Genomic DNA, 12,973 nt, shown 5'->3' with positions numbered 1-12,973 from the left:
CCACCACCGCGACCGGCAATTTCCAGGTCGGCATCGCCACCCTGGCCGCGCTCGCCGCGGACACCACCGTCCGGGTGTGGCTGAACCGCGTGCCGGCGATCGGCACGTGAGCCCGGACCCCAAGGCAATGGATCCCAAGACCACGCGAGGCTACCGAAACCGGAACCCGGGGAACATCGAGCACGTCCCCGCCAACAAGTGGCAGGGGCTTGCCGATCCGCCCTCGGATGGGCGCTTCTGCCGCTTCACCAGCCATGAGTTCGGCATCCGCGCGCTGGCGGCGCTGCTGGTCACCCACCAGGACCGGCACAAGCTCCGCACCCCGCGCGCGATCATCGAGCGCTGGGCGCCCAAGGTGGAGAACGACACCGAGGCCTACATCGCGGTGGTGGCGCGGCGGATCGGCGTCGGGCCGGACGATGCAATCGACCTGCATCGGCACGATCACCTGCGCCCGCTTTTGGAGGCGATCATCCACCATGAATGCGCCGGCCTGACCTATCCGGCCGGTGTGATCGATCGCGCGCTGACGCTCGCTGGCGTGCCACCCGCACCGCCCGTGACGCTACGGGAGGTCGCCGCCGTCACCGGCACCGGCCGCGGCGCCGTGCTGGTCGGCGCGGCGGGCATCGCCACCGCCGTGGCCCAGGCCGCACCAGCGATCCAGGCGCTCGGCACGCTGGCGCCGGCCGTCGCCATCGCGGTCATCGCCGCCGCGGTGGTCGGCGTGCTCGCCTGGCGGCTGCGGCGGCCAGCGTGAGCGCTTTCGCCGCGGCCATGGACGCGCTGGCCGCGGATCCGAACATCGGAGCGGATGCGAGCTATCGCGCGGGTGGGACCGGGGCTCCGGTCCCGCTCCGCGTGGTCCGCTCGGCGCCGGACCGGCTCGGCGACGCCTTTGGCACCAGCGTGATCCAGGCCAGCGACGTGCTGACCGTGGCCATCGCCGTGCTGCCCACGGTCGCAGCCGACGACACCTTCACCCTCGGTGCCGACATCCTGACCGTCCAGCACGCCGAGCGAGACGCCTCCGGCATCGCCTGGCGCGTCTTCTGCCGCCGATAGGAGCGCCGTCATGATCGATCCGGAACGCATCGGCGGCATCGTCGGTGAGGCGCTGCTCGCCGGCGCCCTGGGTGCGCTCGGGGCGATGGCGCGCTTCTCCTCCACCGATCGGCCGCTGCTGACCCGCGCCTATCTGCTGCACGCGCTGGCCGGCGGCAGCCTTGGCACTGGCGCCTGGCTGATCGCACATGCGTTCGAGCTCGACGGCTGGTGGCTGTTTGCCGTCGCGTGGCTGGCCGGCACGCTCGGCTATGCCGCGCTGCACGACCTGCTGCTGCGCATCCTCAGCCGCAAATTCGGCGGGCGCTGATCCATGCGGCTCGGCGCCAGCATCGTGGGCGACCTGCGGAAGGTACTGGCCGACGAGGTGCGGGCGGGCGAGCGTGCCGCCATGAGCGCCATCCGCGCCGAGACGGAGCAGGTGAAGGCCGATCTGCGCCAGCAGGTCACCACCGCCTTCTCCGGGAATGCTCGGGGCATCGCCAATGCCTGGCGGTCGATGGTCTTCCCCCGGACCGGGCAGTCGCTGCGGCCGGCGGGGCTGGTGTTCACCAAGGTGCCGAACGTCATCGACGCCTTCGAGCGCGGCGCGCTGATCCGGGCGAAAGGTGGCGGGAAGTTCCTCGCGATCCCGACCGGCTTCAATGCGGCGCGTGGACGCCGGGGGCGCGGCGAAAAGGGCATGCGCCTGACACCGGCGCAGATGGTCGCAAGCGGCCAGGCGTTCCTGCGGCCGTTCAAGTCAGGCCGGGGTTTCGTGTGGTGCCTGCCGCTGCGCCAGGGCGAGCAGACCGGACGGCGGCGGCGGACCCGGCTGGTGGCGGGCGGTGTCACCGAGGTCGGCACCGCCAACCGCAAGGGGCGTGAGGCATGGGCGCGTGGGCTGCTGGAGCAGGGGATGGTGCCGATGTTCCTGCTCCTGCCGCAGGTGAAGCTCGCCAAGCGGCTCGATGTGCGCGGCGCGGCCGAGCGCGGGCTGCGTAGGCTCCCGGCACGGTTCGTGGCGGCCTGGGAACGTGAGAGCGGGAGGACGGCATGACCCTGCGCGCGCGCTTCCTCCTGCTGCTCGGGCTCTTCGTGCTGTCCTGGGCCGCCGTTCCCATCGGCCTGGCGCTCACCTGGGTCACGGGCCACTTCTTCGCATCGATGCTGAGGTGGGCATGAGTGCGCGCGAGACCGCCATCGCCGCGCTACACGGTCGCCTGGTCGCGTCGCTCGCCATTCGGAACCCGGCGCCGATCGTGCTGCGTGGCGAGACCATCCCGCAGCGCATCCCCGCTGGCGGGCTGGTCGTGGTCCGCGATGGTGAGACGGTGGAGGAGACGCCCATCCTCTCGCCGCTGGCCTGGCAGATCGAGCATCGCGCTGAGGTCGAGATCACCGTCGCCGGTGCCACGCCCGCGGCGCGCAACACGCTGCTCGACGCGCTGCTGTTGGATGTCGCCGCGGCCATCAGCGCCAACCGCACGCTCGGTGGCGCTGTCGAATGGGCGCAGCCGGGCAGCGCGTCCTTCGAGGATGTCGAGTTCGAAGGTGCGGCCGCGGCGCGTGCGGCGTCCGTCCCCGTCACCCTTTGGTTCACCGTCGCCGGCTCGCCGCTGGCCTGATCCCGCTCCAGGAGAACGCCCATGCCCCGTGCCATCGGCGCGAATTGCCGCCTGCTGACCTTTCCCGAATCCACCTACGGCACCGCGCCAGGCGGCAATTGGCGGCGCATGCCCTTCCTGTCCTGCGATCTCGGCGCCGAGCAGCCGCTGCTCGATGCCGACGTGATCGGCGTCGGCAGCAACCGGGATCCCGCGGCGCCCTTCCTCGACACGGTGACGGTCGCCGGGCAGGCCGTGGTGCCGGTCGACCTGATCAACATCGGCCACTGGCTGCGGCTACTGCTCGGCGCACCCACCACCACCGGCAGCACCAACTTCATCCATTCCTTCGGCTCGGGCGCGGCCTCGCTGCCCAGCAACGCGATGGAGATCGGCTATCCCGACGTGCCGTCTTTCGACGTGTGCACGGGCGTCCGTGCCGACACGCTGGAGCTGGACTTCACGCCGACCGGTGCGGCGACCGCGACCTTCGGGCTGCTCGGCCAGGGCTCGGCGCGCACCGGTGCCACGTCCGGCGGGACGCCGACCAGCGCGGCCTATACCGCCTTCAACAAGGCCCAAGGATCCATCACGCGGAGCGCGGCGGCGCTGGCGCAGGTCACCGGCGCGCGGCTCACCTACGCCAACGGGATGGAGGCGGTGCGCACCATCCGCGCCGATCGCCGCGTCGAGGGCGTGGATCCCGGCATCGCCCGCTGCACGGGGCAGATCACCGTGCGCTTCGAGAACACCACGCTGCTGGCGCAGGCGCAGGCCGGCACCTCGGCGGAATTCGCGCTGGCCTTCACCATCGATGCGAACCGCAGCCTCACCATCACGCTCCACGAGGTCTATCTGGCGCTGGCCAAGACGCCGATCGAGGGGCCGGCCGGGGTGGAGGCCAGCTTCGATTTCAGGGCGGCGTTCAACGCCACGGCGACGCGGATGATGACGGCGGTGCTGCGGAACCAGCAGGCGGGGACGGAGTATGCGTGATCCGCGCTGTGGCGCAGACACGGCTTCCTTGGGGCGCTGCAGACCTGGCGGCCCCTATGAAAATGGCCTTTGCAATCTACATGTAAAATGTAGACTGGAGGGATGTCAGCGCCAAAAGCCGTCGTCTTCGACCTCCTCACCGCCCTCCTGGACAGCTGGTCGGTCTGGGACGCCGCCGCCGGCGGCGAGGCGGATGGCCGCCGCTGGCGGGCCCGCTACCTGGAACTGACCTACGGATGCGGCGCCTACCGGCCCTACGAGACGCTGGTCGCGGAGGCCGCGCGGGATGCGGGCTTGCCCGCCACCGCCCCCGCCGCGCTCCATGCGGGATGGGACGGGCTGAATCCCTGGCCCGAGGCGCCGGCCGTCCTGCGGAACCTCAAGGCCCGGGGTTTGCTGCTGGGCATTGTCACCAATTGCTCCATCGAACTCGGCCGCCGTGCCGCAGCCCGCTGTGGCGTGCCCTTTGACGCCGTTCTCACCTCCGAGGAAGCCGGCTTCTACAAACCACGGCCCGAACCCTACCGCGCCGTCCTCGCCGCCCTCGGCGTCGAACCCGGGGAGGCACTTTTCGTCGCGGGCAGCAGCGCCGACGTGCCGGGCGCGGCGGGGGTGGGCATGCGGGTGGTCTGGCACAACCGCGTCGGCCTCGCCGCACGACCCGGTGCCACCCCGCTGCGGGAAGCGCGCACCCTCGACGCGGCGCTGCAGGGGCTGGCGTGACCGGGACGCCGCTCCGCTTGCCCGAGGCCCCGGGCCTCGCCGGCCCTAAGGGCCGCCACCACGCCCGTTTCAGCGCCGGTCAGCCGGCGAGAAGGACCCTCGCCTGTGCCGCCCTGCACCTGGGCTCCTGCGTCGATATCGGCGCGGTCAAAACCTTCCTGGAGCATGCATGATGAACCTGGGCCGCCGCACCCTGCTGATCAGTTCCTTGATGGCGCCTGCGACGCTACAGGCCCAACCTGCCTTTCCAAGCCGTCCCATCCGCCTTGTCGTGCCTTTCGCACCGGGCGGGCCCTCCGATACGCTGGCACGGGTCTTCGCGGAGCGGCTCGCGGCCGTTCTGGGCCAGCCGATGCCGGTCGAGAATCGCTCCGGCGCGGGCAGCACCGTGGGCAGCGACGCCGTCGCCAAGGCGGCACCGGACGGCTACACGCTGCTCTTCAACAACATCAGCCAGGCGACCAACGCGGCCTTCTTCAGCCGTCTCCCCTTCGACCCGCTGAAGGACTTCGCCCCGGTCGGCCTGCTCGCCGAGAGCCCGGTGGTACTGCTCGGCGCGCCCAACCTGCCGGTGAGCGACTTGCAGTCCTTCCTCGCCCTCGTGCGCGACAACCCCGGCCGCTACGACTACGGCAGCGCCGGGAACGGCACGGCGGCGCATCTCGCGGTGGCCAAGCTTCTCGCCATGGCGGGCTTGAGGATGAACCACGTCCCCTACAGGGGCGTGGCACCCGCGACCAACGACCTGATGGCCGGGACCATCGCCCTGGTGGGTGACACGGCCACCACCGGCCTCGGCCAGGCACGCGGCGGCAGACTCAAGGGTCTCGCCGTCACCTCGGCACGGCGGATGCCGCAGGCGCCGGAAATCTCCACGGTCGCCGAGAGCGGCTTCCCGGGCCTGGCCGACTACACGATGACATCGTGGAACATGCTGCTCAGCCCCGCGGGCACGCCCGAGCCAGTGGTTGCACGGTTGAACGAGGCGGTCCGCCAGGCCAAGGCCGACCCTGCCTTCCAGGCACGGCTGGAAGCCTTGGGCAACACCCTGATGGATGACGCGGCCCCACACGCCATTTCCGCCTTCCTCGCGGCGGAGCAGGGCCGCTGGGGCGAGGTGCTTCGGGCTGCCGGTATTCGGCCGGACTGATCATCTGGCTTGTCGGTGTCGTCCGCGTGCTCGACATACACGAAATGACCATGGTCCCCCTGAAGGCAGATGTTCCACTTCCCATCGTCGGCCCTGCGCGGGTGGTCGACGCGACCGCGGTGGCGCTCCGCCGTGCCATCCTCGCGGGCGAGCTGAAGCCAGGCCAGAAGCTCTCCATTCCGGCGCTGGCGTTGCGGATGGGCGTGTCCCGGTCACCCGTCCGCGAGGCGGTCTTGGCGCTCACCGCCGCGGGATTGGCGGTCGAGATCCCGCGCCGCGGCGTGGTTGTCACGGATCTCGGTCCGAAGGAGACCGACGCGATCCATGAGGCGCGCGGCCCGCTTGAGGGTTTCGCGGCACGCCTCGCGGCCGAGCGCGGGCCGGCTGACCTCGGCGGCCGGCTCGATGCGATCCTGGCCGAGCAAGCCGAAGCCGTGGCCACAGCCGATGAGATCGGATACTTCCGCACGAACACGGCGTTCCATGCAGCGATCGCCGCGGCCTGCGACAACGCCGAGATTTGTCGCCTGCTCGCCTCTCTCGAAGGGCGCATGGCCCTGGCGCTTTTGCGTGTCGCGGCCCGGCCCGGTCATCGAGAGAGCGCCGTCGCCGAGCACCGTGCGGTGGTGGACGCGATCAAGGCGCGGGATGGAAATGCCGCGGAAGCGGCCATGCGCGCCCATGTTTCTGCAACACGCCAGCGGGCCAAGTAGTCGCTCGCCCCCGTCGATCCTGAAGCGGCACTTCGACGACGAGCGGGTCGGAGGGCCTGAATACCGGGCCCGAATGACCGCTCTGGGTTGGAAGCCGCCCTCTTCCCCCTCTCCTTTTCGACAGGTCTGATCCCTGCACGAATGCTGGACCGTGTCAGTCCCCCACTCGGCCTTTCCATGCTGGCCGTATCGCGTCGTGCAGCACGTATCGCGCACAAAATCACCCAAATGGAGAACCTCATGCTCACCCTCGACCTCCCGGTCGAGCCGTACTGGCTCGACCTGCCGCGCGGCGTCCGCGTCGAAATCCGCCCCGTCACCACCGCCGTGATGGCCGCCGCCCAGGCCGGCTCCGCGCGGCGCCTCGGCGCACTGCGCGCCGCGGAGGCCGACCTCGACCCCGACATGGCCCGCGGCTTGGCCTTCGCCTTCCTGGTGAAAGCCCTGGCCCGCCACGCCGTCACCGCCTGGGAGGGCGTCGGCGACACCACTGGCAAGCCCCTGCCGCTCTCCCCCGAGGCGGTCGAGCGGCTGATGGACATGGACGAGATGGCCGCCGCCTTCTGGGACCGCGCCACCGGCCCCGTCGCCGCCGTGGCCCTGGAGGGAAACGGCTGAGGGCCCGGGCCGAGTGGCACTTCGGCCAGGGCCCTGACTACTGCCGCGGCTGCGCGGCGCTCGATCGCGATTGCGGCCTGGCCTGTCCCTACACCGCTCATGCCCCGGCCAGCGTCGAGGGCGCCGCTGCCTGGGCCGCCGGCACCACCTGCGCCACGGCGACGATGGCCGGCCTCGACCTCGACATGCCGGCCGCGCTCGCCACCGCCCGCGAGATGGGCGCATCCGGCTGGGCCGCCGCCGAGCTGCTGCTCGCCATGCGCATGGGCCTCGCCGCCGGCAGCGCCGCCCGCCGCTCTGACCACCCCACCGACGCAGGAGGCGTGACGCATGGCTGACGCCACCCGCCGCGTTTCGGTCCGGCTGTCGCTGGACGATGCCGCCCGCGTCAAGCAGGAGCTGCGCGAGGTCGGCGAGACCGGCCAGCGCAGCCTGGAACGCATCCAGGGCGGCGCCGACCGTGCCTCCCGCGCGCTGGACCTGCTCGACGTCGCCGTCCGCGGCGTGCAGATCGCCGGCCTCGCCGCGGGCCTGCGTGCCGTGGTGGTTGCCGGCGACGCGCTCACCCAGTCCATGGGCCGGCTCAATACCGCGCTGGGCTCTGTCGAGCGCGCCGGCGAGATCTACGACCGCCTCTATCGAGACAGCCTGCAGACTGGCGTGGCCGTGCGCGAGAGCGTGGACGCCTTCGCCCGCTTTTCGATCGCGGCCCGCGAGATCGGCGCCACCTCCGATCAGGTTGCGACGCTGGTCGGCGGCCTGCAGCGCATCGCCATCGCGTCGGGCGCTTCGCAGCAGGAGATTGCCTCCTCCACCCAACAGCTCGCCCAGGCGCTGGCGTCCGGCACGCTGCAGGGCGACGAGCTGCGCTCGATCCTCGAAGGCCTGCCAACGCTGGCGCAGGCGCTGGCGCGCGAGCTCGGCGTGTCCATCGGGGAGCTCCGCAAGCTCGGCTCCGAGGGCAAGCTCACCGCCGACACGGTCTTCCCGGCGCTGCTGCGCGCCGTCGAGCGGCTGAATGGTGAGTTCGAGCGCGCGCCGCTCTCCGTCGGCCGCGCCTTCGGCCAGCTCACCGCCGCCGCCGACCAGTTCCTCGCCCGCCTGGACCAGGCTATCGGCCTGTCCAACGCCCTGGCCCGCGCCCTGTCCGGTGCGTCGCGCGTATTGGACGGTGTGCGCCGCGGCTCTGGACTGCTGCTGCCCTCCGAGCAGGAGGCGGACCGTCGCGCCCAGGCCGAGGCGCTGCGCGCCCAGATCGCCCGCCTCGAGGCGGAGAACGACGGCCGCGACAGCCTGCGCTCGCAGCCGCGCCGTGGTTCGATCCAGGGCGGGCTGGTCGGCACCGCGCAGCAGCAGGCCGGCGTGGACCGCGCCGCGCGCCTCGAGGAACTGCGCCGGCAGTACCAGGAACTTCAGGAGGAGATCACCCGCGGCGAGCAGGCCGCCGGCGAGCGCCAGCGCACCGAACAGGAGGCCGCGGCCGGGCAAGCCGCCGAGGCACGCCGTCGCCGCACCGCCGCGGATGCCGAGGAACTCCGCAAGGCGCTGGACGACCGCTTCCGGATCAACAGCGAGTACGAGGACCGCGTCCGCCGCCTGCGCGAGGCCGAGGCCGCCGGCGGCATCACTGCCGCGGATCGTACCCAGCTGGAAACGCTCGCCCTCCGGGAACGCGACGAGGCGCTGCGGCGCATCGAGGGCACCACGCGTCGCGTCGCATCCATCCCGCGCCCCGACCGCGAGGCCGAGCGCGAGATCAACGACATCATCCGCGAGCGCGAGCGGCTGATCCAGAACAACGAGAACGCCCAGGAGCGCTACACCCGCCGCCTCGAAACCCTCGGCCGGCTGGTGGAGCGCTCCGAGCGCATCGGCCAGCCCATCCCGGATGAGACGGTCTCGCGCGAGGCCAGTGCCGCGCTGGAGGAGCTGGAGCGCAGCCAGCAGCGCGTGCAGCAGGCGACGGAGCGCACGAGCAACACGGCGCGCGAGCTTGGCCTGACCTTCTCCTCGGCCTTCGAGGACGCGATCATCAAGGGCGAGAGCTTTTCCAAGGTGCTGCAGGGCATCCTGCAGGACATCGCCCGCATCGTCGTCCGCCGCACCATCACCGAGCCGCTCGGCACGGCGGTGACCTCCAGCCTGGCGGGCTTTGACTTCGGCTCGATCTTTTCGGGGCTGGGCACGGCGTTGGGCGGGCTGTTCCGCGCCGAGGGCGGGCCGGTGGCGGGTGGGCAGCCCTACATCGTGGGCGAGCGCGGGCCCGAATGGTTCGTGCCGAACCGCAGCGGCACGGTGCTGCCGAACGGCATGGCGCCAGGCGGGCCGGTGATCAACCAGAGCATCACCATCGACGCCCGCGGCGCCGACGCCGGTGTCGAGGCGCGCCTGAGGGTGCTTTCGGCGCAGATCGTGCGGCAGGCCAGCGCGGCCACGCTCGACGCCATCCGCCGCGGCGGCAGCGCCACCTCCATCGTGCGGGGATAGGGCCATGACCGAATATGCGTGGCCCGCCGTGCTGCGGCCGTCGCGGCTCAGCTTCTACCTGCAGCACAACACCCTGCGCTTTGTCTCTCCCGTCACCCGCGCCACGCAGGTGCTGCGGCGCGAGGGGGCGCGCTGGGTGGCGGAGGCGAGCTTCGAGCCGCTCGGCCGCGTGCAGGCCGGCGTGATGGACGGGCTGCTGGCGGCCCTGGCAGGGTCCGCCAACACCGTCCGCATCTGGGACTGGCGTCGGGAATACCGCACCGGCGATCCGCGCAGCCAGGGCGACGTGCCGACCGGGCCCTACAGCTTCTCGGACGCGACGATCTTCACGGACGGGACCGGGCTGGTAGTGGGCTCGGGCAATCCGTCCCTGGCGGCCGGCGCACCCCGCGGCGCGCTGTCCATCGTCACCCAGGGCTGGTGGCCCAGCACGGTGGCGGTCGGCGCCGGTGACTACATCGGCCTCGGCGGACGACTCTACATCGCCACCGCCGCGGTCGCGGCCTCGGGCGCCGGCACCGCCACCATTGCGATCGCGCCGCCGCTGCGCGCCGCGGTGGTGGTCGGCGAGCCGCTGATCCTCTCGCTGCCGAGCGTGCCGATGCGGCTGGTGTCGGATGATGAGGCGGCGAACCCGACGCGGCCCGGGCCCTTCGCCGCCGTCACCATCCGTTTGGAGGAGGCGCTCTGATGTCCGGCACCCCGCGTCTCAGCAATCAGGCCGCCTCCGCGGCCACGGCGCCGGTCGCCACGCCGGTCGTGCTGGTCGAGCTCGACTTCGCCACCGGCCCCTTTCGCGTCTGGACCGGGCTCGGGCCGCTCGACTGGGCCGGGAAGGTGTTCGAGGGCGCCGGCAGCATCGGCGCCATCTCGGATGTGGAGGAGACGGTGGAGTTGCGCGCTGTCCGCCTGACGCTCGCGCTCTCGCCGGTGCCGCAGGAGGTGGTGGATATCGCCCTGGCCGAGCGCAGCTATCGGCTGCGGCCGGTCACGCTGTGGGGTGCGCTGCTGGATGCGCAGGGCGCCTTTGTCGCGGACCCGTTCCCGCTCTGGGCGGGGCTGATGGACACCATGGAGGTGACGGACGGCGCCGAACCCTCCGTGGCGCTGGCCTGCGAGAGCCGGCTGGTCGACCTCGAGCGCGCCGAGGTGCGGCGCTACACGGACGCCGACCAGCAGGCGGAATACCCGGGCGATCGGTTCTTCGAATACGTGCCAGCCTTGCAGGAGGCGGAAATCCGGCTGCCCAACCAGTGACCCGGCTGCCCGACTGGCCGGAGCGGCTGGCGGCGCTGATCACGGCGGCGGAGCATCGGCCCTTCGATGCAGCGCGCTGGAACTGCGGGCGCTTCGCCCTGGCGGCGGTGGTGGCCTGCACGGGCCTGCGACCATCATGGCAGCACCGCACCACGCTCGCGGAGATGGCCGACACAGCGGGGTACCCGCGCGTGCCGATGCCCTTCGCGCGAGCTGGCGACGTGGTCTTGGCCGCAGACCCCGACCGCCTCGGCGTCGTGCTCGACGCCGGCCGCGTGGCCTTCGTCGGATCGGCAGGCCTGCTGCGCCTGCCCATCACCGCCTGCACCACCGCCTGGAGGGTTGGCTGATGCCCGTCGCCATCCCCTTCATTGCCGCTGCCGCAGGGGCCGCCGCCTCCGCCGTCATTGGCGGCGGCGTCCTGGGCGCCGTGGCGGCCGCCGGCGCCGCCCTGGTGGTCTCCGCCGTGGGTGCCGCGGTCTTCCGCCCCAAGTCGCCCTCCGCCGCCCGCAGCGTGAACGTCACGCCAGGCACCGACACCGGCCCAGGCTCCGGCTTCGATCCGCGCACGCCCGGCGCCGGCCGCACCCAGTCCTTCCGCCAGCCCATCACCGAGCACCAGATCGTCTTCGGCCGATGCCGCACCTCCGGCCCGGTCGTGTTCCTGCACTCCGCGACCGATGACGAGGGCCGCGCCGACGGCTTCCTCCACGTCGTCGTGGTACTGGCAGCGCATCGCGTCCGCGCCATCGGCGAGGTGTTCCTCAACGGCACCGCCTCGACCGACGCGAAGTTCGCTGGCCTGCTGCGCATCGATCGCGCGCTGGGTGATCCAGGCCAGGCCGCCAATGCCAATCTCGTGGCGGACACCGGTGGCCAGTGGACCGCCGCGCATCGCGGCCAGGGGCGCGCCTATCTCGCTGTGCGCCTCAAGCTGCGGCCGGAGGCTTTCCCCTCCGGCGCCCCCAGCCTGTCCGCCATCGTCGAGGGCGCGGACACCATCCTCGATCCACGCACCGGCGCCACCGGCTGGTCCGACAATCCGGCGCTGTGCCTGGCCTGGTACCTGACCTCGCCCTTCGGGTGGCGCGCGGCCTGGGCTGACATCGACCTGCCGGCGCTGATGGCGGCGGCCAACATCTGCGACGAGATCATGGGCCGGCGCGATGGCACCGCCGAGCGCCGCTACACGGTCAACGGCGCCGTCACGCTCGGCGAAGGCAAGATCGCCATCACCCGCAAGCTGGTCGCCGCCATGGCCGGCGCGCTCGTGGTCTCGGGCGGGCGGTTCTACATCCATGCCGGCGCGCCGGCACTGCCGGCTGCGACCCTCACCTCCGACGATCTGCGCGGCGACGTCACCATCGTCGGCTCGCGCCCGCGGCGGGATCTCTTCAACGGGGTGCGCGCCGTCTATGTCGAGCCGGCCGCAGCCTGGCAGCCAACCGATGCGCCGCCGCTGCTCGCCAGCAACTACGTCACCGAGGATGGCGGCGAGGCGATATACCGGGACATGGAGTTCCCGCTCACCACCTCGGCGGCGACGGTCCAGCGCCTGATGAAAATCGAGCTGGAGCGCAACCGCCGCCAGCGCGAGGTGGCGATGCAGGCCAACCTCTCGGCGCTGCGGCTGCGGCCCTGGGATGGGGTGACGGTGGCCCTCGAACGCCTGACGCCATTCCCGGCGCGGGTGACCGGATGGGCGCTGGCGCCGGATGGCGGGGTGAACCTGCAACTGGCCGAGGAGGATCCCGCCGTCTGGGCCTGGAACCCGGCGACCGATGAGCGGGCCACGGGGCAGAACCCGTCCGTGGTGCTGCCGAACCCGGGCGTGATCGCCGCGCCGGCCGCCATCGTGGTGGAGACGCCGCTCGGGACGACCTTCACCGCGATCGCGGTCTCGTGGTCCGCCGTGGGCTCGGCCTATCTCGCTGGCTACGAGATCGAGTTCCGGCCCACCTCCGTCGCCGTCTGGCAGGGCTATGCGGGCGGCTTCGGCGCCACCGCCGTCGCAATCCCCACCGCGGAGCCGACCGCCTTTCGCGTGCGGGCGCAGGCGCGCAGCGGCGCGGTGTCGGGCTGGCGCGAGGCGCTGGTCCCGGCTGCTGCCTCGGGCCTGGCTGCGACCGGCATCGCGGGCGGCGTGCGCCTGTCGGGCGGCTTTCCCGCGGACGGGGTGCGGCTGCAGGTCTTCGAGGCCAGCAGCGCCAGCCTCGCCGCGGCCACCAAGCTCGCCAGCGAGCCGGCCGCGCTGCCCTGGGATCGCACCGGCCTCACCACCGGCCAGGCCCGCTGGTACTGGCTTCGCAGCGTCTCGGCCGAGGGCAACGTCTCCGCCTTCGCCGGCCCGGTCACCGCCACTGCACTCTGATCGGAGA

17 protein-coding genes are annotated in these 12,973 nt (G+C 72.2%); all 17 read left to right on the top strand.

The genetic code is table 11. The features are described from left to right. Positions 1–127 precede the first annotated feature (127 nt). The 17 genes from BM041_RS30875 to BM041_RS28855 all read left to right on the top strand — a co-directional run bounded on the left by BM041_RS30875 (position 128) and on the right by BM041_RS28855 (position 12,966). A complete protein-coding gene (locus tag BM041_RS30875) occupies positions 128–760 on the top strand; it encodes a structural protein (protein ID WP_175534240.1) in 633 nt (210 codons plus the stop codon). Further along, the gene (locus tag BM041_RS28920) at positions 757–1,065 is read left to right on the top strand and encodes a head-tail joining protein (protein ID WP_092963439.1); all 309 of its coding nucleotides are present in this window, start codon (positions 757–759) and stop codon (positions 1,063–1,065) included. Before BM041_RS30875 ends, BM041_RS28920 begins: the two co-directional genes overlap by 4 nt. 10 nt (positions 1,066–1,075) lie before the next feature. Beyond that, entirely contained in the window at positions 1,076–1,375 is a 300-nt protein-coding gene (locus BM041_RS28915) for a hypothetical protein (RefSeq protein ID WP_092963389.1), read from the top strand. A gap of 3 nt (positions 1,376–1,378) precedes the next feature. Then, a complete protein-coding gene (locus BM041_RS28910; RefSeq protein WP_092963437.1) occupies positions 1,379–2,104 on the top strand; it encodes a DUF6441 family protein in 726 nt (241 codons plus the stop codon). Continuing rightward, positions 2,101–2,229 (top strand): hypothetical protein, encoded by a 129-nt coding sequence (locus BM041_RS32005; RefSeq protein WP_281244726.1) that lies wholly within the window; start codon positions 2,101–2,103, stop codon positions 2,227–2,229. Before BM041_RS28910 ends, BM041_RS32005 begins: the two co-directional genes overlap by 4 nt. Then, positions 2,226–2,672 (top strand): hypothetical protein, encoded by a 447-nt coding sequence (locus BM041_RS28905; protein ID WP_092963435.1) that lies wholly within the window; start codon positions 2,226–2,228, stop codon positions 2,670–2,672. Before BM041_RS32005 ends, BM041_RS28905 begins: the two co-directional genes overlap by 4 nt. Before the next feature lie 21 nt (positions 2,673–2,693). Beyond that, positions 2,694–3,647 (top strand): phage tail tube protein, encoded by a 954-nt coding sequence (locus BM041_RS28900; RefSeq protein WP_092963433.1) that lies wholly within the window; start codon positions 2,694–2,696, stop codon positions 3,645–3,647. Positions 3,648–3,749: 102 nt separating this feature from the next. Beyond that, positions 3,750–4,370, top strand: a complete 621-nt coding sequence (locus BM041_RS28895; protein ID WP_092963431.1) for an HAD family hydrolase — start codon at positions 3,750–3,752, stop codon at positions 4,368–4,370. Between the two features lie 169 nt (positions 4,371–4,539). Continuing rightward, positions 4,540–5,520 carry a Bug family tripartite tricarboxylate transporter substrate binding protein gene (locus tag BM041_RS28890; RefSeq protein ID WP_092963429.1) on the top strand — a complete coding sequence of 327 codons (981 nt, stop codon included), beginning with the start codon at positions 4,540–4,542 and terminating at the stop codon, positions 5,518–5,520. A 50-nt stretch (positions 5,521–5,570) separates the two neighbouring features. Continuing rightward, the gene (locus BM041_RS28885; RefSeq protein ID WP_217648889.1) at positions 5,571–6,233 is read left to right on the top strand and encodes a GntR family transcriptional regulator; all 663 of its coding nucleotides are present in this window, start codon (positions 5,571–5,573) and stop codon (positions 6,231–6,233) included. 240 nt (positions 6,234–6,473) lie between these two features. Then, complete coding sequence (locus BM041_RS28880) at positions 6,474–6,851, top strand: hypothetical protein (RefSeq protein WP_092963425.1); 378 nt, start codon at positions 6,474–6,476, stop codon at positions 6,849–6,851. 164 nt (positions 6,852–7,015) lie between these two features. Continuing rightward, positions 7,016–7,189: a hypothetical protein gene (locus tag BM041_RS30870; RefSeq protein WP_175534239.1), complete on the top strand. Its 174-nt coding sequence runs from the start codon at positions 7,016–7,018 to the stop codon at positions 7,187–7,189. Then, a complete protein-coding gene (locus BM041_RS28875) occupies positions 7,182–9,338 on the top strand; it encodes a tape measure protein (RefSeq protein ID WP_092963423.1) in 2,157 nt (718 codons plus the stop codon). Before BM041_RS30870 ends, BM041_RS28875 begins: the two co-directional genes overlap by 8 nt. Before the next feature lie 4 nt (positions 9,339–9,342). Next, on the top strand, positions 9,343–10,029 hold the full coding sequence (locus tag BM041_RS28870; protein ID WP_092963421.1) for a hypothetical protein: 687 nt from the start codon (positions 9,343–9,345) through the stop codon (positions 10,027–10,029). After that, positions 10,029–10,595, top strand: coding sequence for a hypothetical protein (locus tag BM041_RS28865; protein ID WP_092963419.1), 567 nt, complete (start codon positions 10,029–10,031; stop codon positions 10,593–10,595). Before BM041_RS28870 ends, BM041_RS28865 begins: the two co-directional genes overlap by 1 nt. Beyond that, positions 10,592–10,945 carry a DUF6950 family protein gene (locus BM041_RS28860; protein WP_092963417.1) on the top strand — a complete coding sequence of 118 codons (354 nt, stop codon included), beginning with the start codon at positions 10,592–10,594 and terminating at the stop codon, positions 10,943–10,945. The genes BM041_RS28865 and BM041_RS28860 overlap by 4 nt, the downstream gene beginning before the upstream one ends. Then, positions 10,945–12,966 carry a phage tail protein gene (locus tag BM041_RS28855; RefSeq protein WP_092963415.1) on the top strand — a complete coding sequence of 674 codons (2,022 nt, stop codon included), beginning with the start codon at positions 10,945–10,947 and terminating at the stop codon, positions 12,964–12,966. Before BM041_RS28860 ends, BM041_RS28855 begins: the two co-directional genes overlap by 1 nt. Positions 12,967–12,973: the final 7 nt, after the last annotated feature.

Origin of the sequence: Falsiroseomonas stagni DSM 19981 (assembly GCF_900114315.1) — a bacterium.
In the GTDB taxonomy this organism is placed as follows: Bacteria; Pseudomonadota; Alphaproteobacteria; order Acetobacterales; family Acetobacteraceae; genus Falsiroseomonas; species Falsiroseomonas stagni.
This window is presented reverse-complemented; position numbering and strand designations above follow the sequence as displayed.